The following is a 25,513-nucleotide window of genomic DNA, read 5'->3' as shown; positions in this document are numbered from 1 at the left end:
AGACTAGACAGGATGCCGCCTTGTCAAACGACAGAATTGAGCCATGCTTGAGCACTGCCAGCGCGCAGGCCGGCCGATCGGGGTGGGCCACAAGCAGGACGCGCAAATCACACTTTAGAGGGATCAAGCACCTGTGACCGCTGGCTATAGTCGGGTCAGGGGATTTTCAGGAATGGGGGAGGGCGCCGCACGGCAACGCGCGGCGTCACGGGCAGGAGCCTGCTTCACCAGGCGCTCGAGCCGTTTCTGAAAGGACTCACTGCCATAACAAAAAAGTACATGGAGTAGCGTCGATGACATCTGCAAACCCGTTCTGGCGCCGGGCGAAACTGCCCCTGGCCGTCAGCCTCGCTTCCACGCTCGCAAGTCCTGCTTTCGCGGTCAGCTTCAACATCGGTGAAATCGAAGGCCAGTTCGACTCGTCGCTCTCCGTTGGCGCCAGCTGGTCGACGGCCAACCCGAACAAGAACCTCATCGGGGCCAACAACGGCGGCAGGGGCCTGTCGCAGACCTCCGACGATGGTCACCTGAACTTCAAGAAAGGCGAGACCTTCTCGAAGATCTTCAAGGGTATCCACGACCTGGAGCTCAAGTACGGCGACACGGGCGTGTTCGTCCGTGGCAAGTACTGGTACGACTTCGAGCTCAAGGATGAAAACCGCCAGTTCAAGGACATCAGCGATTCGAACCGCAAGGAGGGCGCCAAGTCCTCGGGCGCGGAACTGCTCGACGCCTTCGTCTACCACAACTACAGCATCGGCGACCTGCCCGGCAACGTACGCTTGGGCAAGCAGGTGGTGAGTTGGGGTGAGAGTACCTTCATCGGCGGCGGTATCAACGCCATCAACCCCATCGATGTCTCGGCGTTCCGTCGCCCTGGCGCGGAGATCAAGGAAGGCCTGATCCCCGTCAACATGTTCTATGTGTCGCAGAGTGTGACCGACAACCTCACCGCCGAAGGCTTCTACCAGATCGAGTGGGACCAGACCGTCGTCGACAACTGCGGTACCTTCTTCTCCCAGCCTGACGTGATCGCCGACGGTTGCAACAACAACCTGGCGGTGCTGGCCAAGCAGGCCAATGTGTCAAGGAGCCTGGCCGCGCAGATCGGCCCGTTTGCCGGGCCGGCCATGAACGCATTGACCGGGCAGGGCGTGTCCTGGGGCTCGCCAGACGAAGGCGTGATCGTGCGCCGCGGCCCCGACCGTGATGCCCGTGACAGTGGCCAGTTCGGCGTGGCCTTGCGCTACATGTACGAGCCTCTGAATACCGAGTTCGGTGGCTACTTCATGAACTACCACAGTCGGGCGCCAATCTTCAGCGGCCGCGGCGCAGCCGCTGGCTTCTACAACCCGGCCAACCTGGCTGGGGCACTGGTCAGGGCTGGTGTTCCGGGGGCCGCCGCCACCAACCCGGCCCTGCTCCAGGCCCTGATGCCGTTGTACGTGGCGGGTAACTCCAGCTACTACGTCGAGTACCCGGAAGACATCCGCCTGTACGGCCTGAGCTTCTCCACCACCTTGCCCACCGGTACCGCCTGGAGCGGTGAGATCAGCTATCGGCCGAATGCACCGGTACAGTTGAACACCACCGACATCCTGTATTCGGGGCTGACTCCGCTGGATCCCAACGCCTCGGTCCTGCGCGGCACGCCGGATGCCGACCAGCCAGGCTATCGCCGCAAGGAAATCACCCAGCTGCAAACCACGTTCACTCACTTCTTCGACCAAGTCATGGGCGCCGAGCGTCTGACCATGGTCGGCGAGGTAGGCTGGACCCACGTCGGTGGCCTGGAAAGCACCTCCAAGGCCCGCTATGGCCGCGACCCGGTCTACGGCCCAGGCCCGCTGCCCAACGGCCGCTGCCAGAGCCTCAACGCCACGACGCTGGCAGGTGTCGAGCAGAACAACCTGTCGCGCTACTGCGAAAACGACGGTTTCACTACCTCCGATTCCTGGGGTTATCGCGTTCGCGCCATCTGGGACTACAACAACGTCTTCGCCGGTGTGAACCTGCGCCCGAGCGTGGCCTGGTCCCACGACGTCGACGGCTACTCCCCGGGCCCTGGCGGCAACTTCGAGGAAGGGCGCAAGGCCATCAGCCTGGGCCTGGACGCCGAGTACCAGAACACCTACACGGCGAGCCTGTCGTACACCAACTTCTTCGATGGCAAGTACACCACCGTGGATGACCGCGACTTCGTCGCGCTCAGCTTCGGCGTGAACTTCTAAGAACATTGATCCAGGACGACAAAGAATGAAAATGACCACACGTCTGCTGCAAGCCGGTGTACTGGGCATGTCCCTGCTGGCAACCAGCGTCATGGCTGCGGTTTCCGCTGACGAGGCCGCCAAGCTGGGCGCGTCGCTCACCCCGATGGGCGCCGAGAAGGCCGGTAACGCCGATGGTTCCATCGGCCCGTGGGAGCCGCTGTCCAAGAGCGCCGGCAGTGCCGACGCCAAGGGCTTCCTCTCCGACCCTTACGCCAGCGAAAAACCGCTGTTCACCATCACCGCGCAGAACGTCGACCAGTACAAGGACAAGCTTTCGCCTGGCCAGGTGGCGATGCTCAAGCGTTACCCGGATACCTACAAGATTCCGGTGTACAAGACTCACCGCGGCTCCACGGTGCCGGACGATGTCTTCGCCGCCATCAAGGAAAACGCCACCAAGACCACCCTGGTCGGAGGTGGCAACGGCCTGGAGAACTTCAAGACAGCCGTACCGTTCCCGATTCCCAAGGATGGCGTGGAGGTGATCTGGAACCACATCACCCGCTACCGTGGCGGCAGCGTGACCCGCCTGGTCACCCAGGCCACCCCGCAGCAGAACGGCTCCTACAGCCTGGTGTACTTCCAGGACCAGTTCGTCTTCCGCGACAAGATGAAGGACTACGATCCGGCCAACCCCGGCAACATCCTGTTCTACTTCAAGCAGGAAGTGACCGCTCCGGCGCGTCTGGCCGGGACCGTGCTGCTGGTCCACGAAACCCTTGACCAGGTCAAGGAACCGCGCAAGGCCTGGATCTACAACGCCGGCCAGCGTCGTGTGCGCCAGGCGCCGCAAGTGTCGTACGACGGCCCGGGTACCGCCGCCGACGGCCTGCGCACCTCCGACAACCTGGACATGTACAACGGCGCGCCAGACCGTTACGACTGGAAGCTCGAAGGCAAGAAGGAGATGTACATCGCCTCCAACGCCTATAAGCTGGACGATCCGAAGCTCAAGTACAGCGACATCATCAAGGCCGGGCATATCAACCAGGACCTGTCGCGTTACGAGCTGCGTCGCGTCTGGCACGTGGTCGCCACGCTCAAGCCGGGCCAGCGCCACATCTATGCCAAGCGTGACTTCTATATCGACGAGGACACCTGGCAGGCCGCGGTGATCGACCAGTATGACGGCCGCAACCAGCTGTGGCGTGTTTCCGAGGCTCACGCCCAGCCGTATTACAACGTGCAGGTGCCGTGGTACACCCTGGAAGCCATCTACGACCTGCAGTCGGGTCGCTACCTGGCGCTGGGCATGAAGAACGAAGAGAAGCGCGCCTACGACTTCGGCTTCAGCGCCAGCAAGGCTGACTTCCAGCCAGCGGCATTGCGCCAGGCGGGTGTGCGTTGAGCCGTTGAACGCAAACTCCTTTGATCTCCCAGAACGCCCCGGCTTGCCGGGGCGTTTCTGTTCCAGGGGTGTCCGTCCATCAGCATTGTTTCTTTTTGTTGTAGTCTTTTTCGCTCGATGCGTTTCCATCATCTTCAAATGCGCCGCGTTTGCCGCTAGTCTCGCAACCATCCGTACTGCCGCATTACTCCAATCAGAACGAGCCGGCCATGACAGATTTGTCCCGTACGCATGGAGTCGCCAGCCAGGCCCTGGGCCTGCTGGACGGGCGTTTCTTCCGTCCACCCCTGCCGGAGGCTCACGTCCCCCGAGCGCGCTTGTGCCAGCGCTTGCAAGGCGGGCTGGGCGGGCGTCTGCTGTTGGTGAACGCACCGGCCGGGTTCGGCAAGAGCTCGCTCGCCATCGAATTCTGCCAGGAGTTGCCCGGCCATTGGCGCAGCCTCTGGCTAGGGTTGAGCCAGCGCGATGCCGACCCGGGCCGTTTTCTCGAGCGCCTGCTCGAAGGGCTGCAGCAGTTCTGCCCGGCGCTCGGCGGGCAGGCCATGGGCCTTTTGAAAATGCGCCAGCGTCATCAGCCCTTCGCCTTCGAGGAATGGCTCGATGGCCTGCTTGATGAGCTCGCGCTCTATCTGCAGCCGGACACCCCCCTGCTGCTGGTCCTGGATGACTACCATCTGGCCCAGGGCCCGGTGCTCGATCGATGCCTGCAGTTCTTCCTCAATCACCTGCCTGCCGGGCTGGTCCTGCTGGTCACCAGCCGTCAGCGGCCCGACTGGCATTTGGCACGCCTGCGCCTGTCGCGCCAGTTGGTCGAGCTCAACGAGCAGGACTTGCGCCTGACTGCCGATGAAGCGTTGGCGGTGATTGGTCGTCAGCCTACCGGTCTGCGCGGCCAGGCCTTGGATAATCTGATCCAGCGCAGCGACGGCTGGGTGGCCGGGCTGCGTTTCTGGCAGCTGGCGGCCAGCGAATCCGGCGATGACAACGCCTTGCCCCAGGCACTGCATGGCGGCGAGGGACTGATTCGTGACTACCTGCTCGAGGAGGTGATCGAAATCCTGCCGGCGCCCGTGCAGGCGTTTCTCTACGACACCGCCTGCCAGGAACGTTTCTGCGCCGAACTGTGCGATGCCCTGCGTGAGCGGCACGACAGTGCCGAGATCCTGCGCTACCTGCAGGCCCACCAGGTGTTCCTGGTGCCGCTGGATGAGCATGGGCTGTGGTTCCGCTATCACCATCTGTTTTCCGACCTGTTGCGCAGCCGGCAGGCCAGTGGCCCCCAGGCGGGGTTGCACTTGCGTGCCTGCCGCTGGTTCGAGGGGCAGGGCCTGTTGGATGAGGCGGTGGAGCAGGCCCTGCGGGCCGGCCATCTGGATGTTGCGGCGGACCTGGTACAAAGCCTGTCGGAGGAGCAACTGCTCGCCGAGCAGAATGTCGGCATGCTGCTGCGCTGGAAAATGGATCTGCCCGACAGCCTGCTGATCAGCACGCCCAGGTTGATTGTCCTGTACAGCTGGGCCCTGGGGCTTGCCTGCCAGCTGGACGCCGCCGAGGAGCTGGCGGCCTACCTGAGCCGGTTCCTGCCCGCGCCTTCGGCCACGGCGCAAAAATCGATGCTCGCCCAGTGGCTGGCCTTGAGTGGGGTCATCGCCCGCGGCCGTGGTGATCGCGAGCGAACCCTCGCCTATTGTGGCGAGGCGCTGCAGAGCTTGCCGAGCAAACGTTATGGGCAGCGCCTGGTGTGTCTGTCGACCTTGTCGAACCTGGCCATCGCCGATGGCGATTTCTGGCGGGCGCGGGGCTGGAACCGAGAGGCGCTCGAGCTGGCGCAACGGGTCGGCAATCCGCTGTTCGAGGCATTGGCCCATTACGACCGGGCGCGGGTGCTGCACGCTCGAGGCGAGATACTGCGGGCACTGGATGAAGTGCGCCAGGGGCTGCAAAGGTTGCAAGGCCTGTCGGGCCAACGCCTGTATGCGGTGCGCGCCCGCCTCACTTTGTACGAAGGCTACCTGTTGGCCACCCGCCTGCACTGTGCCCCGGGCCGTGCGCGTTTGCGCGCCGGGCTCAGCGAGGCGCGGAGCTGTCGCGATATCAGTGTCCTGATCGGGCATTGCGTGATCGCGTCGCTCGATGGGCGCGAAGGGCGGTTCGCCGAGGCATTCTCCGAGCTGGCCGAGGCCGAGCGGCTGATGCATATCTGGGATGTGCCGCCGATCTTCTACCTGGCCATGATTACCCTGGTGAAGTGCGAGCTCTGGTTGGCCCAGGGACGTACGGACCTGGCGGAGTCGTGGCTGTTGCGCCTGGGGCAGACCTACGGTGGCGAGCAGCCTGCCGCCGCGCCGGAGTTCCACCCCTTGTTGCCGCTGCATATCGAGTTGCAGCAAGCGTTGCTGGAGCGGGTGCTGGCCCGTGTCGACGATGCCGAAGCGAGGCTGCACAGGCTGATCGAGCGCGGGCAGGCCAGCGCTGGCATGACGCTGATGGTCAGCGCGCAGTGCCAGTTGATCGCGTTGCTGTTGGCCCAGGGGCGTGAGCCCGAGGCGGCCAAGCTGCTTGCGCAGGCACTGGAGGCCGCGCAGGGCGGTGCCTTGCAGGCATTCCAGCGCTTGATCGAGGAGCAGCCGCAATGGCTGCGCGAGCAGTTGGCCGGCCGTGCCGCCTGCCCCGTGCAGCGCGATCTGCTGACGCACCTGCCGCAAGCCCTCGTCGCCAGCACCTGCACCACCGAGGCCCTGAGCAGCCGCGAGTTCGCCGTGCTGGAGCTTATCGCCCAGGGTTGTTCGAACCAGCAGATCAGTGAGCGGCTGTTCATTTCCCTGCATACGGTCAAGACCCACGCCAGTCATATCAACAGCAAGCTGGGTGTGGAACGGCGTACCCAGGCGGTGGCCAGGGCCAAGTCCCTCGGGTTGCTCGTCTAGTGTCCTGTCTCGGAAATAAGCTGTTCACTTTTGGCGGCGTCTTGGGCGCCCGGCCCGCGTTGCCACTCCTCGCCAGAGCACTGCTATGACTCGTCGCGGCGCCTTGGCCGAACACCCAAGCCACTCGCCAAAAGAGAACGTATTTTTGAGACAGGACACTAGTGATCTGCGGCATGGGCGGCCGTTAACATAGCGGCACAAGGCTATCGCCGTTCCGGGCTCATCTTTCCCGATCCGCTGCCGATACACTTTTCGGCGATACGCATCGCCGTGCGCCACTTCCCCACTTCTTCCAATACAGGTCGTGTTGATGCTGCAGTATGGGCAAAAAAGCTTTCTGATCGTCGACGACTTTACCGACTTCCGCACCTCGACCCGCTCGATGCTTCGCGAGCTGGGCGTACGTGACGTGGACACCGCCGACAGTGGCGAACAGGCGCTGCGCTTGTGCGGGCAGAAACGCTACGACTTCATCCTCCAGGATTTCCACCTGGGCGATGGCAAGAAGAATGGCCAGCAGGTGCTCGAGGACCTGATTCTCGACAAGCTCATCAGCCATGAGTGCGTGTTCATCATGGTCACGGCCGAGAGCAGCCAGGCCATCGTGCTCAGCGCCATCGAGCACGAACCCGACGCCTACCTGACCAAGCCCTTCAACCGTGTGGGCCTGGCCCAGCGTCTGGAGAAACTGACCCAGCGCAAGACCTTGCTAAAGCCCATTCTCCAGGCCCTGGATCGCAGCCGCCCGGCCGAGGTACTCGCCGCCTGCGCCGAGCTGTGCAAGAAAGACCCGCGGTTTGCCCCGTTGTGCCTGCGCTATCGCGCCGACGCCCTGCGCGACCTCAATCGCTTTGATGAGCTGGAGAAGTTCCTCAAGAATATCCTGGCCAGCCGCCCGCAACCCTGGGCCTACGCGGCGCTCGGCAGCCTGTTGCACAAGCGTGGCCAGAACGCCCAGGCCCAGGGCGTCTACGAGCAAGCCCTCAAGGCCTTCCCGATCATGCCCAACCTGTACGATGGCATGGCTGATGTGCTGGTGGCCCAGGGCGAAACCAAGCGCGCCCAGCACATGCTCGAGGAGGCCGTGCGCCTGTCGCCACTCGCCGTGCGCCGCCAGGCCGCGCTGGGCAAGCTGGCGCTGGATAACGCCGACTTCGAAAGCGCGTCCAAGGCCTATCGCCATGCGGTCAACCAGGGACAGAGCTCGCGCTACAAAGACGCCGAAAGCAATCTCGGCCTGGTCCAGGCGCTGATGAGCAAGAACACCGGCAACGGTCTCGATGCGCGCACCCGGGTGGAAATCAACACCGTGCTCAGCGAGGTGGCCAAGGAGAACGTCGAGGACCAGGGCCTGCAGGTGCGCGCCCGCCTGATGAAGGCTGCCAGCCTGCAGCAGGCCGGAGACCCGGATACCGCCGCCAAGCTCACCGAGCAGGCCATGCTGCGCCTGGAAAAAATGGATCAGTTTTTCTCCGTCGAGGCGGCGCTGACGGTGGCCAAGCAATTGCAGCAACTTGGTCAGGACGCGGCGGGCACCTCTATCCTCAAGGGCTGCGTGGAAACCTACGGGGACGACCCCAAGGTCATGCAGAGCGTCGCCAAACTCACCGACGACCCGCTGGTGCTGGGAGCGGTGACCGAAGCCGTGGACCTCAACCGTCAGGGCGTGCGCAGCTACCAGGGTGGCCAGCTCAACGAGGCGCTGGGCATGTTCCGCAAGGCGCTTTCGCTGCAGCCGAAGAACATCAGTATCGCCCTGAACACCGCCCAGGCCCTGCTGCGCATCGGCGGCGAGACGCCACCGCCGGCGTTGATGCAGGAGTGCCGCGACTGTCTTACCAGCGTGGCCGGCATTCCCGCCAGCGACAGCCGCTACGACCGTTATCGCAAACTGCACATCCGGGTCTTTGGCGCATGAACCAGGACAACCAGGGGCTGGATTTTTCCACGGTGATCGCCTCCACCGTGCACGACCTGAAGAACTCCCTTTCGGCACTGACCCACGCACACAGCCAATGGCTGGCGCGCCTGCCCGAGGAGCTGCGCGGCGGTACCGAGCAGGGCGTGGTGGAGCACGAGCTCAGCCACCTGAACGGCATGCTGGTGCAGTTGCTGGGGCTCTACAAGCTGGGCGTCAACCAGTTGCCCATCTGCCCGGACTACCACGAGCTGGACGACTTCATCGAGGCCCAACTGGCGGCCCAGGAAGATGTGATCAAGCATCGCGACATCCTCGCAACCTGGCGCATCGAGACCGAAAGCCCGTTGGGTTTCTTCGACCGTGAACTGGTCGCCTCGGTGGTGGCCAACGTCCTCACCAACGCCATCCGCTATGCCGGCCACGCCTTGTTGATCAGCATCGAGGAAGAGGGCGAGCAGCTGGTGATCAGCGTCAACGACGACGGCGCCGGTTATCCACAGCGCATGCTCGAACGCCAGCATGACTACGTGCAGGGCATCGATTCGCAGAGTGGCAGTACTGGATTGGGGCTGTATTTCGCGGCGCGGATTGCCGCGTTGCACGAGCGCAATGGCGTGCGCGGGCGGATCGAGATCGCCAATGGCGGGACGCTGGGGGGCGGGTTGTTCCGGTTGTATCTGCCCTGAAGACGGTAGAAATTGTTGCCTGCATGGGCTCGTTTCCCAAGATAAAGTGAGGCATTTCCTTCTCGCTGCAGGTGGTCTTTTTTCTGCGCTGGACGAGTGGCAATGTAGATACTTGGTTTCTACATTTCACTTGCTATCGCCGGGAGGGTTTCTACTATGTATCTACCGTGGGAGATACTTATGCAGATCAAGATTCAGCAGTGGGGAAATAGCGCCGCTATTCGAATTCCCTCCACCGTCCTTAAGCAGATGCGTCTTGAAGTGGGATCAACCTTGAGTCTGGATACGGCTGGCGAGAGCATGGTGCTCAAGCCTGTCAGATCGAAGCCCAAGTACACGCTTGAAGAGTTGATGGCGCAGTGCGATCTGAATGCTCCGGAGCCGGAGGACATGGCTGCCTGGAACACGATGCGTCCGACCGGGCGTGAAGTGTGAGGCGCGCCAAGTTCGCGAGGGGAGACATCGTCAGGGTCAACCTGGACCCTACCGTTGGTCGAGAGCAGCAGGGTGCGGCACGCCCAGCACTGGTCCTTACCCCGAGCACGTTCAATATTTCCGGGCTTGCAGTGATCGCGCCGATATCGCAGGGCGAGGATTTTGCCCGACATGCGGGATTCGCGGTTACGCTTAGCGGCGCCGGTACCCAGACGCAAGGCGTATTGCTGTGCAATCAGATCCGGGTCGTTGATCTGGAGGCAAGGCAAGCCAAGCGCATCGAGTCTGTGCCTGAGGCGGTAATCCTGGATGCATTGGCGCGCGTTCAAACACTATTCGAGTAATGGGTCGTTTCATGGCAAATCCTGCGGTAACCCTCATCCGCGAAACCTTCCCCGTCGGCCCCTTGCAGTGCAACTGCACCTTGATCGGTGACCCGGTCAGCAAGCACGCCATCGTCGTCGACCCGGGCGGGGACGAGCAGAAGATCCTCGCCCGCCTGCAGCATCATAGCCTGACCCTGGTGAGCATCATCCACACTCACGCGCACTTCGACCATTTCCTCGCCTCGGGCAGGCTCAAGGAGCTGACCGGCGCCACGCTGCACCTGCACAAGGCCGACCAGCCGCTGTGGGAAAACCTGGAAATGCAGTGCCAGATGTTCGGCGTGCCCTATACGCCGGTACCGTCGCCGGACCAATGGCTGAGCGACGATGAGGCGCTGGCCTGCGGCTGCGGCGTGGCGTTGCACACCCCCGGGCACACGCCGGGCTCGATGAGTTTCTGGTTCGCTGAGCACAAGTTGCTGATCGCCGGCGATACCTTGTTCCGCCGTGGTGTCGGACGCACCGATTTGTGGGGAGGCGATCAGCGGGCTATCGTTCGTTCCATCAAGGAACGGCTGTACCGCCTGGATGAGGACGCCATCGTGGTGACCGGCCATGGCCCGGACACCCGCCTCGGCGACGAGATGCGCGAGAACCCCTTCGTGCGCGCCTGAGGTTTCATGGAATTTTTCCGCTGCGCTGCAATCCAAGGCTGGCATAGATCCGTAGTCGATCCGCTGCACTTTCGAATTTCAGTAGGAGCTTGTCCATGTTCACCATGCGTCGTCTGATTATCGTCGCTACCGCCGCCGCGCTGATGTCTGGTTGTGCCAGCCCCAACCCGTACGACAGCCAGGGCCGGGCGCAGGGCTCCACAGGGATGAGCAAGACCGCCAAATATGGTGGCCTGGGCGCGCTGGCCGGCGCCATCGCCGGTGCCGCCATCGACCACAACAACCGTGGCAAGGGGGCGTTGATCGGTGCCGCCGCGGTCGGTGCCGCCGCTGCCGGTTACGGTTACTACGCCGACAAGCAGGAAGCCGAGCTGCGGGCGCAGATGGCCAATACCGGCGTCGAAGTGCAGCGCCAGGGTGACCAGATCAAACTGATCATGCCGGGCAACATCACCTTCGCCACCGATTCGGCGAACATTGCCCCAAGCTTCTACTCGCCGCTGAACAACCTGGCCAACTCGTTCAAGCAGTTCAACCAGAACACCATCGAAGTGGTGGGCTTCACCGACAGCACCGGCAGCCGCCAGCACAACATGGACCTGTCGCAGCGCCGCGCCCAGGCAGTCAGCACCTACCTGACCTCCCAGGGCGTGGATTCGTCGCGGGTCAGCGTGCGTGGCATGGGCCCGGACCAGCCGATCGCCAGCAACGCCGATGCCAACGGCCGTGCGCAGAACCGTCGGGTCGAGGTCAACCTGAAGCCGATCCCGGGCCAGCAGTATGACCAGCAAGGGACCGTGCAGCAGTATCCATAAGCGCCGGATTGGCGATGCCGGGGCTGCGCGCCAGCCCCGGCAATTGCGCTAGATCGCCGGGCACTGGTTGGTCACGCAGTGAATCCCGCCCCCTCCCGCCGCAATGGCGTCGATGTCCAACTGCACCACCTTGCGCCCCGGGTACAGCTTCACCAGCAACGCCCGCGCCTGCTCATCGGCACTGCGGTCGCCGAACTGCGGGGCGATCACCGCTCCGTTGATCACGAAATAATTGATGTACCCCGCCGCGAAATCCGGATTGTCCTCGTTGAACTTGCTGCGCCTTGGTTTCAAAGGCGGCGACATCGTATGCACCTGTAGCTTGCGCCCGTCGGCATCGGTGGCGTTGCGCAGGATCTCGAGGTGCTTGAGTGTCACCTCGTGGTCGTAGGAGTCCGGATCGTTGTCCAGGTTCGCCACTACCACGCCGGGCGCGGCAAAGCGGGCATAGAAGTCCACGTGGGCATCAGTGATGTCCTTGCCCTTGATGCCCGGCAGCCAGATGATCTTGCGCAGCCCCAGCCGCTCCTTCAGTTCCGCCTCGACCTGGGCCTTGCTCCAGCTTGGGTTGCGGTTGCTGTTGATCCAGCTGCTCTCGGTCATGATCCCGGTGCCATGGCCGTCCACTTCGATACCGCCGCCTTCGCCCACCAGCTCGCTGCGCTGGTACTGGGCACCAGCCAACTTTGCAACGCGGGCCGCGAGCTTGGCGTCATGGCGGTGTTGCTGCTTGCCGCCCCAGCCATTGAAGTTGAAGTCCACGGCGCCCAGCGCGCCATCGTCATCGACCACGAAGTTGGCGCCGATGTCGCGCATCCAGATGTCGTCCAGCTCGGTCTCGACGTAGGTGATGTTGTGGCTGCCGCATTCCTCCTCGGCAATGTCGCTTTCGCTGGCGCGGCAGAACACTGTCACCGGCTGGTAGGCAGCGATGGCGCGGGCGATGCGCCCGAGGGCGGCCTGGACGTCTTCGGTGAAGTCTTCCCAGATGGCGTCCTGGGCGCCGAAGGCGATGTAGGCGCGCTGGTGCGGCTCACCCTCGTCGGGCATGAACCAGCGGCCTGCTTCGCTGGCGCGGGCGCTGCCGCTGGCGAAGGGTAGGCCGAAGCCGGCGGCGGCACCGAGGCCGGCGACGACGCTCATGTGTTGGAGGAAAGTGCGGCGAGTGGGCATGGGGTCAGTCCTGTGCGGTCTTGAAACGGGTCCAGACACGCATGCGCGCGCGCATGTCGGCCTGGGGGATGTCCTTGCCCGGGATCAAGCGGGTGAAGGTGGCATCGCTGAGGTAGATGTCCGGGTTGTCACGCAGGCGCGCGTCCACCTGCGACCGGGCCTTGGCACTGGCAGTGGGGTAGCCGGTGAAGTTGCTGATCGCGGCCATGTTCTCCGGGCGCATGACGAAGTTGATGAAACGATAGGCGTACTCCGGGTGCTTGGCATCGGCGGGGATGGCCATGGTGTCCATCCACACCGTGGTGCCTTCGCGAGGCACGCGGTACTGGAAGTCGATGGCCTTGCCCGCGGCTTCGGCGGTGCGCTGGGCCTGGATCACGTCGCCGCTGTAGCCCAGCGACAGGCAGGTGTTGCCATTGACCAGCTCGGTGACCGGTTGTGACTGAAGCTTGCGCACGTACGGGCGGATGCCCTTGAGCAGCTCGCTGGCGGCGGCCAGGTCCTCGCGCTTGGCGCTGCGCGGTTCGCGGCCGAGGTAGTGAAGGACCACAGCCAGCACTTCGTCGGGCGAGTCGATCATCGAGATGCCGCAGTCGGCGAACTTGGCCGCCAGCTCCGGCTTGAACAGCAGGTCGAGGCTGTCGAGCGGGGCGTCGGGCATGCGCTCGCGGATCTTCTTCGCGTCCATGGTCAGGCCGATGGTGCCCCAGGTGTAGGGCACGGTGGCCTGGCTGGCCTTGGGGTAGCGGTCGTGCAATTGGCGCAGGCCGGGCTCTATATCATCGAGCGCGCTCAGCTGCTTGCGATCCAGGGTCCGCAGGCTGCCGGCGCGCATCAGCCGTTCGGCCACGGTGTCGCCAGGGAAGACCAGGTCGTAGCCGCTGCGCCCGGACATCAGTTTGGCCTCGAGCACCTCGCTGCCGTCCATGACGTCGTAGATCACCGGGATGCCGGTTTCGGCGGTAAAGCGCTTGAGGGTGTCTTCGGCAAAATAGTCGGCCCAGTTGTACAGGCGCAGGGCGTCCTGTTCGGCCTGGGCAATACCGGCACAGGCCAGCAGGGCGGCGATGGCGAGCAGTTTCGATGGACGGCTTGGCATGGTTCAGGCCCTCGCAGTCGGTGGGGTACGGCCGTCAAGGGTCAGCAGCGGCGCATACATGTCGGGGCGGCGGTCGCGGTAGATGCCCCAGCTCAGGCGGTCTTCGCGCATGCGCGCCAGGTCCAGGTCGTGCAGCCAGACGCCGCTGTTGTCGCGGTCGGCCTCTTGCAGCATCGCGCCCTTGTGGTCGCAGATGAACGACGAGCCGTAGAAGCGCATGCTCAGGCTGTCGTCGCTGCGCGCCACTTCATGGCCGACGCGGTTGGCGGCCACCACTGGCAGCAGGTTGGCGGCGGCATGGCCACGCATGGCCATCTGCCAATGGTCGCGTGAATCCAGTTCGGCGGCGCCAGGCTCCGAGCCGATGGCAGTGGGGAACAGCAGCACTTCGGCGCCCATCAGCGCCAGGCAGCGGGCCGTCTCGGGGAACCACTGGTCCCAGCAGATGCCGATGCCCAGGCGACCGAAGGCGGTGTCCCAGACCTTGAAGCCGGTGTCGCCGGGGCTGAAGTATTCCTTTTCCTGGTAGCCGATGGCGTTGGGGATGTGGGTCTTGCGATACACACCCAACAGGCGCCCGTCGGCATCGGCCACGGTCAGCGAGTTGAAGAAGGCGTTGCCGGCCCGTTCATACCAGCTAAGTGGCAGGACCACGCCCAGTTCCTTGGCCAGCGCGGCGAAGCGCTTGAGCAGCGGGCTGTCGTGGTAGTCCTGGGCCAGGGCCTGGTGGCTGTGGCACTGCTCGATGCAGAAGTACGGGGTGGCGAACAGCTCCTGCAACAGGATCACCTGGGCACCCTTGGCAGCGGCCTGGCGCACCAGTTGTTCGGCGTGGTCGAGGTTGGCGGGCAGGTCCCAGCTGCAGGCCATCTGCGTGGTGGCGATGCGCAGCGTGCTCATGGGCGCGCTCCTTGCCAGGCCGGCTGCTGCTGGGTGATGCAATGGATGCCGCCACCGCCGTGGGCGATATGGTCGATGCGCACCGGTACCACTTCGCGACCGGGGAAGGCCAGGGCCAGTTGCTGCGCCGCGGCCTGGTCGGCGTCGATGCCATAGGCCGGCATGATCACCGCGCCGTTGGCCAGGTAGAAGTTGGTGTACGAGGCGCAGAACACCTCGGCTTCGGTGTCCACGGCCGCGGTGGCCTCGAACAGCTCGAGCAGTTCGAACGAACGGCCCTGGGCGTCCGTGGCCAGTTCCAGCGCGCGGCGGTTTTCGCGGGCCACTTCGGCATACACCGAGCCCTGGTCGTGGGTGGCGTCCACCAGTAGCACGCCGGGGCGGGCGAAGGCGCACACGCCATCGACGTGACCGTCGGTCATGTCGCCGGTGACGTACTGCGGGTCGCCCGGCAGCCAGATGGTCTTGCGGATGCCCAGCAGGCGGGCGAAGCAATCCTCGAAGTCAGCCTTGCTCAGGCCCGGGTTGCGGTTGGGGTTGAGCAGCACCGATTCGGTGGTGATCAGGGTGCCTTCACCGTCCACATGGATGGCGCCGCCTTCGTTGCACAGCGGAGTGCTCAGGCCTTCCAGGCCAAGGTGGTCGAGGATGCGCCGGGCCAGGCTGCGGTCCTTGCCGTGATCGGACTTGCCGCCCCAGGCGTTGAAACGCCAGCTCAGGCCCGCCACGCCGTGTTGCGGGTGGGTCAGGAAGGTCGGGCCGCTGTCGCGGCACCAGCTGTCGTCCACGGCCAGCTCGACCAGCTCGATACCGGCGCCGCACAGTTCGCGGGCGATGGCCATGGCCGACGGATCGACCACCATCTTCACCGGCTCGAAGCGGGCGATGGCGGAGGCCACTCGGGCGTAGTCGCGCTGCACGTCGGCCAGGGTCACGCCCCAGCCCGACTCCCACAGCGTTTGGTTGTGCGGCCAGATCATCCAGGTGGCGGCGTGGCGGGCCCATTCGGCGGGCATGCGCCAGCCGCTGTCGAGGGACAGGGTCATAGTGAACTCCGATCTATTAGGGATTGTTATCAACGAAGCCCGCCGTCGCGGGTGTTGTTGTCCATGTTATGACTGGGAATCCAGGGCGACAAACGATAGATTTAGCGTATTTCTGATCAGTCAGGCTTATCAGCATGCTCAAGCATTGGCCCCCGCTCAACGCCCTGCGCGGCTTCGAAGCCGCTGCCCGGCTGGGCAGCTTCCACAAGGCCGCCGAGGCCCTGAACCTCACCCAGTCGGCGATTAGCCAGCAGATCCGCAGCCTGGAGGGCTACCTGGAACAGCCGTTGTTCCACCGCAGTGGCCGTAGCGTCAGCCTGACCGACGCCGGGCACGATCTGCTCAGCACCACTCAGGCCTTGCTGCAACAACTGGCGGTGGGCATCCGCCGCCTGGAGCAGTACCGCAAGCCCAACCAACTGGTGGTCAACACCACCCCGGCGTTCGCCCGGCACTGGTTGCTGCCGCGCCTGGCGGACTTCCACCAGCGCTGCCCGGAAGTCGACCTGTGGCTGTTCACCAGCTTCGAGGTGCCGGACATGGCCAGCGAGACCATCGACCTGGCGATCCGCGACGATATCGGCGCCCAAGCCGAATGCAGCTTTACCGTGCTGCACCAGGACCAGTTGTATCCGGCGTGCCATCCGGACCTGCCCGAGCAGGGGCGAACCACCCTGCATGGCGAGCGGGAGATGGACTGGAGCCATTGGCAACTGGAGGGCGGGGAGGACGTGGGGCAGCAAGGCAAGGGGCTGAACTTCTCCGACCCAGGGTTGCTGCTGGAGGCGGCGGGCGAGGGGCTGGGGATCGCCCTGGTCAGTCAGTTGCTGGCGCGGCGGATGGTCGACGAAGGGCGCCTGCGGCCCTTGTCGGCACAGCGCGTGCGCGGGCCGGTGTGGAGCTGCCTGGTACATTGGGAAAGCCAGGAGGATCCGTTGGCGCGGCAGTTCCTGGGATGGTTGAAGGCGGCGCTGGCGCAGGTATAGCGTTTATCAGAGCCGCTGCGATTTTTCATTGCTCCGATCACCCCGTAATATGTGTCGGATGACTTGCGAGGGTAGTCTCACCCTCTAGATCAAACGGCAGCACCCGAATCCGGGCGCTACCACAGCCTAAACCTGACGAGGTACAGACATTGGCCATCATTCATCCCAAGGTTCGCGGTTTCATCTGCACCACGACTCACCCCAAGGGCTGCGAGCTCAACGTCCGTGACCAGATCGAAGCCACCCGCAAGCTGGGCGTGCGCGAGGATGGTCCGAAGAAAGTCCTGGTGATCGGTGCCTCCAGCGGCTACGGCCTGGCCGCCCGTATCACCGCGGCGTTTGGCTTCAAGGCCGATACCCTGGGCGTGTTCTTCGAAAAGCCGGGCACCGAGACCAAGGCCGGCACCGCCGGCTGGTACAACGCCGCCGCCTTCGACAAGTTCGCCAAGGCCGAAGGCCTGTACAGCAAGTCGATCAATGGTGATGCCTTCTCCGACGAAGCCCGCGCCAAGGTCATCGAGCTGATCAAGAACGAAATGGGCGGCCAGGTCGACCTGGTCATCTACTCCCTGGCCTCGCCGGTGCGCAAGCTGCCGCAGACCGGTGAAGTGATCCGCTCGGCCCTGAAGCCGATCGGCCAGCCGTACAAGTCGACCGCCATCGACACCAACAAGGACACCATCATCGAGGCCAGCATCGAGCCGGCCACCGAGCAGGAAATCGCCGATACCGTCACCGTGATGGGTGGCCAGGACTGGGAACTGTGGATCGACGCCCTGAATGCCGCCGGTGTTCTGGCGCCACAGGCCCGTACCGTGGCCTTCAGCTACATCGGCTCCGACATCACCTGGCCGATCTACTGGGACGGCGCGCTGGGCAAGGCCAAGCAGGACCTGGACGAAACCGCCCAGCGCCTGGCCGGCAAAGTGGGTGGCAGTGCCAACGTGGCCGTGCTCAAGTCCGTGGTTACCCAGGCCAGCTCGGCCATTCCGGTGATGCCGCTGTACCTGTCGATGGTGTTCAAGATCATGCAGGAGAAGGGTATCCACGAAGGTACCCAACACCAGCTGGATCGCATGTTCCGTGACCGCATGTACCGCGCCGATGGCGCCCCGGCGGCGCTGGACGAGAAGGGCCGTCTGCGTCTGGACGACTGGGAGCTGCGTGATGACGTGCAGAACGCCTGCCGTGAGATGTGGCCTAAAGTGACCACCGAGAACCTGTTCGAGCTGACCGACTACGCCGGCTACAAGAAGCAGTTCCTCAACCTGTTCGGCTTCGAGCGTGCTGACGTCAACTACGACGAAGACGTGGCCACCGACGTACGGTTCGACTGCGTCGAGCTGTAAGCAAGTCCTTGACCGCGCAGCCGTTCATGACGGCTGCGCGGTTCCCGCCGACGACTTGTTAATATTCTGAAACAAATCCCTCGCTGGCCCTTTGCCATGGCTACCCTCCGCCTGATCTATACCCCAGCTATTGGCTTGGCAATTTCGCTGGCGCCGAGGAGGGAGCAATGGGTGTACTGCAAAAACTACAAGAACGCATTCGCCAGAAGGGCCTCAAGCGCACCTTCAAGACTGTTTTCGAGCGCTACGTGTTTTTCCATTGGGAACTGCTGTGGATGGAGCGCGACCTGATCAGTCCGGTGCCGCCGCACAGCCTCAAGGCGCATGCGCCCGTCACCCTGGCGCAGATCACCACGGCCAATGCCGATGCCTTCGCCCGACATTTCGGCGACCGTGTCGAGACCATGCGCGAGCTAGCCGCCGAGGGCCATACCGGGCACATGTACCTGGATGAGCAGGGCGATGCCGTGGCATTCATCTGGGCCAGCGTGGTCGATTACCACGACAAGCATTACTATGGTTGCACCTTCCCGGTGAAACCCGGCGAGTTCTTCGAGTTCGGCGGCGAGATGACCCGGCCGTACTTTGGCAGCGAGTTGTCGGTGACAGCCCAGGTCGAGCTGTGGAACACCATGCGCGAAAAGGGCTGCCACAAGGTGGTGGACGTGGTGGAGACCCACAATGTGCCAGCAATGAAACTGCACCTGCGCATGGGCTACCACGAGCAGGGCCGGGTGATGCATGTGTATGGCCTGTTCGGTCGCTGGAAGCTGTTCCGCGAAACCCGCTACCACGGCTCGCGCCTGGCGGTGCTGCGCAAGCCGGGCGTGGCGCGGGCGCTGCCGACCACCTGAGCCTGTCCCGCGATTACAGGCAAGGTTTTTTTTGCTAGCGTTGGCGCACGACAACAGCCCGTCCGCCAGCATGGCGCGACGCCGCAGGGAGCGCGCCATGAGCAGCCTTACCCAACCCGCCTGTGCCTTTCGTCATGTCGCCGCCGACGGCTATGGCCTCGGCGGATTTCGCTGGCGCCACGCTAAGCCCGATCCCCTGCGTCCCCTGGTGATCATCAATGCCGCCACTTCGGTGCGTTGCCGCTATTACTCGCGTTTCGCCGACTACCTGTTCGCCCAGGGCTTTGACGTGCTCACCTACGATTATCGCGGTATCGGCGAGTCGCGCCCGGCCGCGCTGCGCGGTTTCCAGGCGTCCTGGAGCGACTGGGGCCGGCTGGACTTCGAAGCGATGTTGCAACTGGCCGCCGCCGAGCATCCGGGCCAGCCGATGCATGTGGTCGGCCACAGCTTCGGCGGCTGGGCGCTCGGGCTGGCGCCGTCGGCGGGGCAGGTGCGCCATGCACTGCTGGTGGGCGCGCAGTTCGCCTATTGGCGCGATTATGCGCCGGAGCAGCGTTGGCAGCTGTTCGGCAAATGGCACGTGGTGATGCCGCTGTTGACCCGGATGTTCGGCTATTTCCCCGGCAAGCGCCTGGGCTGGCTGGAGGATACCCCGGCCGGCGTGGTACGCGATTGGGTTGCCCGTACGCCGCGTTACGAGCAGCGGCCCAGTGGGCGTCTACTGTCGGCGACGCCATTTGCCCAGGTACAGGCGGCGACCCTGGCCATCAGCCTGACTGACGATCCGTTCGGCACGGTGGCGGCCACTGAACGATTGTTGGGGTACCTGCAAACGGGCGAGCGGCGGCATCTGCGGGTGGCGCCTGTGGATATCTCGGTCGGGGAGATCGGGCACTTCGCGTTCTTTCACGATCGGTTTCGTGAAAGTCTGTGGCCGATTGCGCTGGAGTGGTTGCACAAGGGGCGCCTTGAGGCTGGAACACCAGGCCGGCTCATCAGTTGATGTCCGGTTGGGGCCGCACAGCGGCCCCATCTGCTATCAGCCCAGGCGCGCAAGTGGCTGGGTGGTGAACTTCACCCCGGCCAGCCCATGCTTGATCAGCGCACGGATATTGCCATGGTCGCTGCCCTCGGGCGTGGCGACCACGCTGCGGTAGTGCTCACCGAAGGCCAGCAGTGCCTCCTGGTCGTTCAACCCTTCGAGCAGCGCCAGGCCCAGGGTCTTGCACGAACCTTCGTTCTGCCCGGCGGCGTTGTGCACGTCGCCATTGTCGAAGGCCTGGGGCTGGTAGCTGTAGTTCGCGGCGATGAAGGCCAGGGTGTCGGCAAAAACGTGTTCGCCGCTGGCGAGGCTGCTGCGCAGGGTATTCAGGTCAGTCACGCGGTTTTCCTTGTTCGAACGCCGCTTTCTGCTCGGCGCTGGCTTCGTTCTGGTATTGGGCTTTCCAATCGGCATAGGGCATGCCGTACACCTGCTCGCGGGCATCGTCCAGGCTCAGCTCGATCTGGCGATCATCGGCGGCGGCCTTGAGCCACTTGGACAGGCAGTTGCGGCAGAAGCCGGAAAGGTTCATCAGGTCGATGTTCTGCACGTCGGTACGTTTTTGCAGGTGGTCGACCAGGCGCCGGAACGCGGCGGCTTCGAGTTCGAGCTGTTGTTGCGGGGTCATGGGCGATCTCTTCAGGTCATGCGGTTCTTCAGATGGCGGCCACCGTTGATGACCACCTGGCTGCCGGTGCTGTACTGGCTTTGCAGCAGGAACAGCACGGCGTCGATCAACGGGCGGGCGCCGGGTTCGAATTCGAGCAGGGCCTTTTTCAGCGTCTGCTCGCGGTACTGCTCGTCGCCGCCTTCCTTGAGGATCAGCAGGCCAGGCAGGATACCGTTGACCCGCACCTTGGGCGCGTATTTTTCGGCGAACGACAGCACCATGTTCTGCAGCGCGGCCTTCGTCGCGGCATAGCCGATGTGGCTCTTGCTGCCGCGCGAGGAGGTCTCGTCGCAGATGTGGATGATGTCGGCCTTGTCCACCTTGTCCAGCAGCTCGCCGAGGGCGAGGTTGAGGTGGTAGGGCGCCTCGACGTGCAGGCGGAACATGGTGTCGAGGTTGTCCAGGCCATCGTCGAGCCACAGCGAGGCGTTATGGATGATCGCACGCAGGCCGTCGTACTCGCGTTGCAGGTACTCGATCAGGGCCTGGCGGTCTTCGCTGCGGGTCAGGTCGGCCTGGAACTGCCGGATGTTCGGGTGGGCAGCCTGCCCCTGCAAGGTGCGGCTGGCGCTGACCACCGTATGGCCGGCCTGGGCTAGCTCCATGGCCAGGGCCAGGCCGACGCGCTGGCTGGCGCCGGTGATGAGGATTGGGCTGTTCATGTTCGGGCGGTCTGTTCGTCTGTCCGTGCGTGATGCCCCAGCATACCCGAACTGCACGGCCTTGCGAGCCCGTGCCTCAGCGGCTGCGCAGCCCCTGGGAACGCTCGGTGGCGGCGCGTGGCGTGGCGTTGAGCCAGCCGGCCAACAACCGGGTGGACAGCGGGATGAACAGGTAAACCATCAATGGCGTCAGGGCCAGGGTACTGAGCAGCACTCGAGGCAGCAGGTCGAGTGGCGCCAGCCAGTGGCCGAACAGCAGGTTGAACAGTAGCGAAACCGGAAAGAACGCCAGCCAGATGGCCGTTGCCTGCTTCCAGCGTGGTGGTTTTTGCACTGTATTCGTGCCGAACCAGTCGTCGATACCGCTCACGCGCCTCTCTTTGGGGCGCTCGAACAGGCCGTTACCGCGTTCCAGCCAGGCCCTGCGCGAGGCGGAATGCTCCCAGGCGTGCATGGTCTGTTCGCTGGCGAAGCGGAAGATGATCTGGAATTCGTCGCCCTCGCTCGGCGGGGCAAGGATGCCCGAGCCCAGGTAGCCGGGAAAGTCGGTGGCCAACTGCTCGCCTTCGTGCAGCCAGGCCAGCAGGTCCTGGAAGCGGCCGCAGGCGGCACGGCGCGACACCATCAAGGTGACGGGTGGGGTAGACATCGTGTATCTCCTGACGACGGGGCTGGCGGGTAGCCGGCCCCTGGCTTGCGGCCCGGGGTGATGGGCGGCGCAGGCGGGCTTGCAAGAATCGGGCACGGATTATCGCCGATCAATCATGACCGGTCAGTTTCAATGGCTGGACGGTCGTCAGAAGGTGTTGGGTGCCTGGGCGTGCAGCTCGGGGTGGGCCTTGCGGTGGGCCTGGAGGATATATTCGCGCAGGCGCTCGACCTCTTCGGCCGGAGTGTGGGTCAGGTCGTAGGCGGCGAGGCGCGGGGTGATGCGCCGGCGCAGTGCGCCGTGCAGGCCGATCGGCGGGATGTCCTCGGCGGCGAAGCGCAGGTTGAATTGCGCAGGGGCTTCAGCCCCACCGCGCACTTCCAGCAGCACACCCTTGAAGGAAATGTCGCGTACCCACAGGTCGCTGGCCTGGCCGTGATCGTCCAGCAGCGCGGTCGGCTGCTGCAGCGAAAGGCGCCATGGCCGCCGCATGGGGCCGTCCTCGTAGATGTCCGGCGAGCCCAGTTGCAGGTGCAAGGCGTGGAACTCATCCTCGACCAGTTGCAGGGGGAAGCTCAGCTGCTGATTATTGAAGCTGGCTTGCAGCGTCACCTGCTCGTTGGCCACCAAGCGGGTGAGCAGGTCCTTGAGATGACGGTCGCCATTGACCAGCAGGCTCGACATGGGGTCAGCCAGGTTCAATTGGGGCGAATGCTGCATGTCCTGGATGAAGTCCAGTTCGTCCTGGGAGAGTAGGGCGTCTGCTTGCATGGTCTGACTCGAAGGGGCAATCGGTAACGGCGATTTTGTTCACGGCGGTGGACAGTGGCTAGTCCGTTTCGTTCCGGGCATTCGTCGGATAATTCTCAAGCTAGTGACTTTAGGCGGGGGCGGCCTTTTGCCACTGTCGAGTGCTAGTATCCTACGTTTTCACTCAGTTTCGGAATCCTCACCCGATGAAAGTCGCCATTATTTCCGGTTCGGTGTACGGCACCGCCGACGAAGTCGCCCGCCACGCCGAGTCGCTGCTCAAGGCTGCCGGCCTTGAAGCCTGGCACGCGGCACGCGCCACCCTGCAGGACATCGAGGGCTTTGGCCCCGACGCGTTGCTGGCGGTGACCTCGACCACCGGCATGGGCGAGCTGCCCGACAGCCTGATGCCGCTGTACAGCACGATCCGCGATGTGCTGCCGGCGGCCTGGCGCGGCTTGCCAGGGGCGGTGATCGGCCTGGGCGACTCCAGCTACGGCGATACCTACTGCGGCGGTGGCGAGCAGATGCGTGAGTTGTTTGCCGAGCTGGGGGTGAACGAAGTGCTGCCGATGCTGCGACTCGATGCCAGTGAGACCGTGACACCCGAGGCCGATGCCGAGCCGTGGCTGGCGGAGTTTGCGGCTGTGCTGAAAGGCTGATGTTGCCTGGACCGGCCCCGCGATAGGGCCGGTCGCCTCAATGCATGGCTGAGTCTTCACGCAACAATGCCAGCCACGCCTGCGCCGCCCGTGACAGATACGCCCCGCGCCGCCAGATGAAGGCGATATCCCAACGCAGGTACTCCGGCGCCCGCAACGGCAAGCGCACCACCCCGGGCCGTTCCAGCGCCCGTGCGACGATCGCCGGCAGCAGCACCACGCCTTGCCCGGCCGCCACCAATGCGGCAAGAAAGTCTGCCTGGCCGCTACGCCCACCCTCCTTGGGCGTGAAGCCTTCCTGCTGGCAGGCGCTGAGCAATCGATCGTTGAGCACGAAACTGCGCTGGTACAGCAGAAACGGCGTGTCGGCCAGCTGTGCCAGGGCGACGTCGACCTGCCCGGCCAGCGGATGGCCGGCGGGCAGCAAGGCCTCCAGTGGCTCATTGCAGAACGGCTGGTAGTCGAACGCCGGGTCGCTCGGGGTGAGGCTACCGCCCAACTCCAGCTCGCCACTCTTGACGGCTTGCTCGACCATGCGGCTGCCACCTTCGAGCAGTTGGATCGAGATATTCGGATGGCGCCGCCGGTACTCGGCGAACAATCCGGCGAACAGCGCATCACTGCCCAGCAGCGGCAGGCCCAGGCGCAATTCGCCGCGGGCCATCTGGCTGAGGTCGTCCAGTTCGCTCAGCAGTTCCTGGCGCTGGCGCAACAGCGCTTCGCCGCGTTCCAGGACGATGCGCCCGGCGGCAGTCAGCAGCAGCTGTGAGCCTTGGCGTTCCAGCAGCGGCTGGCCGATGTCCTGTTCCAGCTGGGCGACCTGCTTGCTCACCGCCGACTGGCTGACGTGCAGGGTGCCCGCCGCCTGGGTGAAGCCCCCTTTGTGGACGACTTCGATGAAACTGCGCAGCTGTTTGAATTCCATGTGTGCTGGATTCCGTTTTGGAATGGCTGTCAGTCTAACAATTCGCTTCTGGCCTAGGGGGCCGACTTTTACAATGGGCTCGTTGTCGAGGAACTCCCGCCCATGAATCCTGCATTATTGAAAAAGACCTTGCGCCTGCTCGCCGAGCTGACGGTGTTGCTGGCGCTGTTCCTGATCGGTGGCCAGTTGGCCGCCTGGCTTGGCTGGCCGATTCCTGGTGGTGTGATGGGCTTGGCCTTGCTGCTGGCACTGTTCGCCACCGGCCTGCTCAAACCCGCCACGCTGCAACTGGGTGCCGGCTGGCTGATGGCCGAGATGCTGCTGTTCTTCATTCCCGCGTTGATGAGCCTGCTGGACTACGGCAGCCTGCTGCGCAGCGAAGGCTGGCGCATCCTGCTGGTGATCGCGCTGAGCACCCTGCTGGTGATGGTGGTCACCGCGGTCACTGTCGAGCTGGTGTGCCGTTGGAGGCTGCGCCATGAGCCTTGAACCCATGCCGCTGTTCTGGCTGGCCCTGACCCTGGGCGCCTACCTGGGCAGCCGCTGGCTGTACCGGCGCAGCGGACGCTACCTGCTGTCGCCGCTGATCCTGGTGCCGGCCTTGCTGCTGGCGGTGGCCGTGCCGCTGCACACCGCCTACACCGAGTACGCTCGCAACACGCATTGGCTGATGGGCGTCCTCGGCCCGGTCACCGTCGCGTTCGCGGTGCCGATCTGGCAACAACGGGCACTGCTGGCGCGGCACTGGCCGGCGCTGCTGGTCGGCATGCTCGCCGGCAGCGTGGCTTCCATCGGCAGCTCCTGGGCGCTGGCGCACCTGCTCGCGCTGGACGATGCGGTCAGCCTGTCGTTGCTGCCGCGCTCGATCACCACACCGTTCGCCATGCCCGTGGCCCAGGACCTGGGCGGCGTGCCGGAGCTGACAGCGGTGTTCGTGATGTTTACCGGGGTGCTCGGGGCGATGTTCGGCGGCATTCTCCTGCGTTGGCTGCCCTTGCGCACACCGTTGGCACGGGGCGCTCTGTTCGGTGTCGGCGCCCATGGCGCGGGGGTGAGCCGCGCCCAGGAAGTCGGGCGCGAGGAAGGCTCGGTGGCCGGCCTGGTCATGGTCCTGACCGGGCTGCTCAACCTCTTGGCCGCGCCGTTGCTGGTGATGCTGGTCTGACCGTTCGTGCCACTGACTCGCACGGTCATCAGGCTGGCTGCCAAGGCGACTTATCACCTTCGTATAGGCCTCTAGACTGAGCCTCGACATAGAGAGCACATGTATGTGCCGAGGTGACATGCAATGAACGCAGCCTTGCCCTCTTCCGACACTTATCCACCGGGACGACCGTG

At 64.3% G+C, this 25,513-nt stretch carries 26 protein-coding genes; 16 read left to right on the top strand and 10 right to left on the bottom strand.

Features of this window, described 5'->3' with window-relative positions; genetic code table 11:
- Positions 1–293 precede the first annotated feature (293 nt).
- The 9 genes from OH705_RS06040 to OH705_RS06000 all read left to right on the top strand — a co-directional run bounded on the left by OH705_RS06040 (position 294) and on the right by OH705_RS06000 (position 11,405).
- Positions 294–2,231, top strand: a complete 1,938-nt coding sequence (locus OH705_RS06040) for a DUF1302 domain-containing protein (RefSeq protein WP_267301393.1) — start codon at positions 294–296, stop codon at positions 2,229–2,231.
- 25 nt (positions 2,232–2,256) lie between these two features.
- A complete protein-coding gene (locus OH705_RS06035) occupies positions 2,257–3,621 on the top strand; it encodes a DUF1329 domain-containing protein (protein ID WP_104444513.1) in 1,365 nt (454 codons plus the stop codon).
- 209 nt (positions 3,622–3,830) lie between these two features.
- Entirely contained in the window at positions 3,831–6,548 is a 2,718-nt protein-coding gene (locus tag OH705_RS06030) for a LuxR C-terminal-related transcriptional regulator (protein ID WP_038707357.1), read from the top strand.
- A gap of 310 nt (positions 6,549–6,858) precedes the next feature.
- Positions 6,859–8,466 (top strand): response regulator, encoded by a 1,608-nt coding sequence (locus tag OH705_RS06025; protein ID WP_267301391.1) that lies wholly within the window; start codon positions 6,859–6,861, stop codon positions 8,464–8,466.
- Positions 8,463–9,155: a sensor histidine kinase gene (locus tag OH705_RS06020; protein ID WP_023631285.1), complete on the top strand. Its 693-nt coding sequence runs from the start codon at positions 8,463–8,465 to the stop codon at positions 9,153–9,155. The genes OH705_RS06025 and OH705_RS06020 overlap by 4 nt, the downstream gene beginning before the upstream one ends.
- A 156-nt stretch (positions 9,156–9,311) precedes the next feature.
- A complete protein-coding gene (locus tag OH705_RS06015) occupies positions 9,312–9,590 on the top strand; it encodes an AbrB/MazE/SpoVT family DNA-binding domain-containing protein (RefSeq protein WP_023631284.1) in 279 nt (92 codons plus the stop codon).
- Positions 9,587–9,934, top strand: coding sequence for a type II toxin-antitoxin system ChpB family toxin (locus tag OH705_RS06010; protein WP_267301390.1), 348 nt, complete (start codon positions 9,587–9,589; stop codon positions 9,932–9,934). Before OH705_RS06015 ends, OH705_RS06010 begins: the two co-directional genes overlap by 4 nt.
- An 11-nt stretch (positions 9,935–9,945) precedes the next feature.
- Positions 9,946–10,590 (top strand): MBL fold metallo-hydrolase, encoded by a 645-nt coding sequence (locus OH705_RS06005; RefSeq protein ID WP_031315462.1) that lies wholly within the window; start codon positions 9,946–9,948, stop codon positions 10,588–10,590.
- Between the two features lie 95 nt (positions 10,591–10,685).
- Positions 10,686–11,405: an OmpA family protein gene (locus OH705_RS06000; protein ID WP_267301388.1), complete on the top strand. Its 720-nt coding sequence runs from the start codon at positions 10,686–10,688 to the stop codon at positions 11,403–11,405.
- 48 nt (positions 11,406–11,453) lie between these two features.
- Here OH705_RS06000 and OH705_RS05995 read toward each other — a convergent pair whose 3' ends face one another.
- From OH705_RS05995 to OH705_RS05980, 4 genes are read right to left on the bottom strand one after another with little or no spacing between them, the layout of a single operon-like run.
- Complete coding sequence (locus OH705_RS05995) at positions 11,454–12,578, bottom strand: agmatine deiminase family protein (RefSeq protein ID WP_267301386.1); 1,125 nt, start codon at positions 12,576–12,578, stop codon at positions 11,454–11,456.
- Between the two features lie 4 nt (positions 12,579–12,582).
- Positions 12,583–13,677 carry an extracellular solute-binding protein gene (locus tag OH705_RS05990; protein WP_267301385.1) on the bottom strand — a complete coding sequence of 365 codons (1,095 nt, stop codon included), beginning with the start codon at positions 13,675–13,677 and terminating at the stop codon, positions 12,583–12,585.
- A 3-nt stretch (positions 13,678–13,680) separates the two neighbouring features.
- Positions 13,681–14,577 (bottom strand): N-carbamoylputrescine amidase, encoded by an 897-nt coding sequence (gene aguB, locus OH705_RS05985; protein WP_038707359.1) that lies wholly within the window; start codon positions 14,575–14,577, stop codon positions 13,681–13,683.
- Positions 14,574–15,623 carry an agmatine deiminase family protein gene (locus OH705_RS05980; protein WP_267301384.1) on the bottom strand — a complete coding sequence of 350 codons (1,050 nt, stop codon included), beginning with the start codon at positions 15,621–15,623 and terminating at the stop codon, positions 14,574–14,576. Before OH705_RS05980 ends, aguB begins: the two co-directional genes overlap by 4 nt.
- Before the next feature lie 134 nt (positions 15,624–15,757).
- On the opposite strand from OH705_RS05980, the gene OH705_RS05975 reads away from it, so the two are divergent.
- The 4 genes from OH705_RS05975 (at position 15,758) to OH705_RS05960 (ending at position 19,818) form a co-directional block, all read left to right on the top strand.
- A complete protein-coding gene (locus OH705_RS05975) occupies positions 15,758–16,609 on the top strand; it encodes a LysR substrate-binding domain-containing protein (RefSeq protein WP_267301383.1) in 852 nt (283 codons plus the stop codon).
- Positions 16,610–16,758: 149 nt separating this feature from the next.
- Positions 16,759–17,958 carry an enoyl-ACP reductase FabV gene (gene fabV / locus OH705_RS05970; protein WP_094010279.1) on the top strand — a complete coding sequence of 400 codons (1,200 nt, stop codon included), beginning with the start codon at positions 16,759–16,761 and terminating at the stop codon, positions 17,956–17,958.
- Between the two features lie 167 nt (positions 17,959–18,125).
- Entirely contained in the window at positions 18,126–18,812 is a 687-nt protein-coding gene (locus tag OH705_RS05965) for a GNAT family N-acetyltransferase (protein ID WP_267301381.1), read from the top strand.
- A gap of 97 nt (positions 18,813–18,909) precedes the next feature.
- Positions 18,910–19,818, top strand: coding sequence for an alpha/beta fold hydrolase (locus OH705_RS05960; protein WP_267301379.1), 909 nt, complete (start codon positions 18,910–18,912; stop codon positions 19,816–19,818).
- A 36-nt stretch (positions 19,819–19,854) separates the two neighbouring features.
- On the opposite strand, the gene OH705_RS05955 is transcribed toward OH705_RS05960, so the two are convergent.
- The 5 genes from OH705_RS05955 to OH705_RS05935 all read right to left on the bottom strand — a co-directional run bounded on the left by OH705_RS05955 (position 19,855) and on the right by OH705_RS05935 (position 22,609).
- A complete protein-coding gene (locus OH705_RS05955) occupies positions 19,855–20,196 on the bottom strand; it encodes a HopJ type III effector protein (RefSeq protein WP_267301378.1) in 342 nt (113 codons plus the stop codon).
- The gene (locus OH705_RS05950) at positions 20,189–20,485 is read right to left on the bottom strand and encodes a DUF1244 domain-containing protein (RefSeq protein WP_023630529.1); all 297 of its coding nucleotides are present in this window, start codon (positions 20,483–20,485) and stop codon (positions 20,189–20,191) included. Before OH705_RS05950 ends, OH705_RS05955 begins: the two co-directional genes overlap by 8 nt.
- An 11-nt stretch (positions 20,486–20,496) precedes the next feature.
- A complete protein-coding gene (gene folM, locus OH705_RS05945) occupies positions 20,497–21,189 on the bottom strand; it encodes a dihydromonapterin reductase (protein ID WP_023630530.1) in 693 nt (230 codons plus the stop codon).
- 76 nt (positions 21,190–21,265) lie between these two features.
- A complete protein-coding gene (locus OH705_RS05940) occupies positions 21,266–21,838 on the bottom strand; it encodes an antibiotic biosynthesis monooxygenase (RefSeq protein WP_267301376.1) in 573 nt (190 codons plus the stop codon).
- Positions 21,839–21,985: 147 nt separating this feature from the next.
- Positions 21,986–22,609 (bottom strand): hypothetical protein, encoded by a 624-nt coding sequence (locus OH705_RS05935; RefSeq protein WP_267301375.1) that lies wholly within the window; start codon positions 22,607–22,609, stop codon positions 21,986–21,988.
- Positions 22,610–22,794: 185 nt separating this feature from the next.
- On the opposite strand from OH705_RS05935, the gene OH705_RS05930 reads away from it, so the two are divergent.
- Positions 22,795–23,250 (top strand): flavodoxin, encoded by a 456-nt coding sequence (locus OH705_RS05930; protein ID WP_046857095.1) that lies wholly within the window; start codon positions 22,795–22,797, stop codon positions 23,248–23,250.
- Between the two features lie 37 nt (positions 23,251–23,287).
- Here the strand turns inward: OH705_RS05930 and OH705_RS05925 are convergent, their stop codons facing one another.
- A complete protein-coding gene (locus tag OH705_RS05925; protein ID WP_038707364.1) occupies positions 23,288–24,175 on the bottom strand; it encodes a LysR family transcriptional regulator in 888 nt (295 codons plus the stop codon).
- A gap of 102 nt (positions 24,176–24,277) precedes the next feature.
- Between OH705_RS05925 and OH705_RS05920 the strand changes: the two genes are divergently transcribed.
- Both OH705_RS05920 and OH705_RS05915 read left to right on the top strand, forming a co-directional pair.
- The gene (locus tag OH705_RS05920) at positions 24,278–24,664 is read left to right on the top strand and encodes a CidA/LrgA family protein (protein ID WP_217867217.1); all 387 of its coding nucleotides are present in this window, start codon (positions 24,278–24,280) and stop codon (positions 24,662–24,664) included.
- Positions 24,654–25,340 carry an LrgB family protein gene (locus OH705_RS05915; protein ID WP_094010275.1) on the top strand — a complete coding sequence of 229 codons (687 nt, stop codon included), beginning with the start codon at positions 24,654–24,656 and terminating at the stop codon, positions 25,338–25,340. The genes OH705_RS05920 and OH705_RS05915 overlap by 11 nt, the downstream gene beginning before the upstream one ends.
- The last annotated feature ends 173 nt before the right edge of the window (positions 25,341–25,513 follow it).

This window comes from Pseudomonas sp. BJa3, from assembly GCF_026343815.1.
GTDB lineage: Bacteria > Pseudomonadota > Gammaproteobacteria > Pseudomonadales > Pseudomonadaceae > Aquipseudomonas > Aquipseudomonas soli.
The sequence above is the reverse complement of the archived record's forward strand: the minus strand, read 5'-3'. Positions and strand labels throughout refer to the sequence as shown.

Coding starts and splice junctions, on each gene's coding strand:
- OH705_RS06040 (WP_267301393.1), top strand. CDS start 294: ATGACATCTGCAAACCCGTTCTGGCGCCGGGCGAAACTGCCCCTGGCC.
- OH705_RS06035 (WP_104444513.1), top strand. CDS start 2,257: ATGAAAATGACCACACGTCTGCTGCAAGCCGGTGTACTGGGCATGTCC.
- OH705_RS06030 (WP_038707357.1), top strand. CDS start 3,831: ATGACAGATTTGTCCCGTACGCATGGAGTCGCCAGCCAGGCCCTGGGC.
- OH705_RS06025 (WP_267301391.1), top strand. CDS start 6,859: ATGCTGCAGTATGGGCAAAAAAGCTTTCTGATCGTCGACGACTTTACC.
- OH705_RS06020 (WP_023631285.1), top strand. CDS start 8,463: ATGAACCAGGACAACCAGGGGCTGGATTTTTCCACGGTGATCGCCTCC.
- OH705_RS06015 (WP_023631284.1), top strand. CDS start 9,312: ATGTATCTACCGTGGGAGATACTTATGCAGATCAAGATTCAGCAGTGG.
- OH705_RS06005 (WP_031315462.1), top strand. CDS start 9,946: ATGGCAAATCCTGCGGTAACCCTCATCCGCGAAACCTTCCCCGTCGGC.
- OH705_RS06000 (WP_267301388.1), top strand. CDS start 10,686: ATGTTCACCATGCGTCGTCTGATTATCGTCGCTACCGCCGCCGCGCTG.
- OH705_RS05995 (WP_267301386.1), bottom strand. CDS start 12,578: ATGCCCACTCGCCGCACTTTCCTCCAACACATGAGCGTCGTCGCCGGC.
- OH705_RS05990 (WP_267301385.1), bottom strand. CDS start 13,677: ATGCCAAGCCGTCCATCGAAACTGCTCGCCATCGCCGCCCTGCTGGCC.
- aguB (WP_038707359.1), bottom strand. CDS start 14,577: ATGAGCACGCTGCGCATCGCCACCACGCAGATGGCCTGCAGCTGGGAC.
- OH705_RS05980 (WP_267301384.1), bottom strand. CDS start 15,623: ATGACCCTGTCCCTCGACAGCGGCTGGCGCATGCCCGCCGAATGGGCC.
- OH705_RS05975 (WP_267301383.1), top strand. CDS start 15,758: ATGCTCAAGCATTGGCCCCCGCTCAACGCCCTGCGCGGCTTCGAAGCC.
- OH705_RS05965 (WP_267301381.1), top strand. CDS start 18,126: ATGGGTGTACTGCAAAAACTACAAGAACGCATTCGCCAGAAGGGCCTC.
- OH705_RS05960 (WP_267301379.1), top strand. CDS start 18,910: ATGAGCAGCCTTACCCAACCCGCCTGTGCCTTTCGTCATGTCGCCGCC.
- OH705_RS05950 (WP_023630529.1), bottom strand. CDS start 20,485: ATGACCCCGCAACAACAGCTCGAACTCGAAGCCGCCGCGTTCCGGCGC.
- folM (WP_023630530.1), bottom strand. CDS start 21,189: ATGAACAGCCCAATCCTCATCACCGGCGCCAGCCAGCGCGTCGGCCTG.
- OH705_RS05940 (WP_267301376.1), bottom strand. CDS start 21,838: ATGTCTACCCCACCCGTCACCTTGATGGTGTCGCGCCGTGCCGCCTGC.
- OH705_RS05935 (WP_267301375.1), bottom strand. CDS start 22,609: ATGCAAGCAGACGCCCTACTCTCCCAGGACGAACTGGACTTCATCCAG.
- OH705_RS05930 (WP_046857095.1), top strand. CDS start 22,795: ATGAAAGTCGCCATTATTTCCGGTTCGGTGTACGGCACCGCCGACGAA.
- OH705_RS05925 (WP_038707364.1), bottom strand. CDS start 24,175: ATGGAATTCAAACAGCTGCGCAGTTTCATCGAAGTCGTCCACAAAGGG.
- OH705_RS05920 (WP_217867217.1), top strand. CDS start 24,278: ATGAATCCTGCATTATTGAAAAAGACCTTGCGCCTGCTCGCCGAGCTG.
- OH705_RS05915 (WP_094010275.1), top strand. CDS start 24,654: ATGAGCCTTGAACCCATGCCGCTGTTCTGGCTGGCCCTGACCCTGGGC.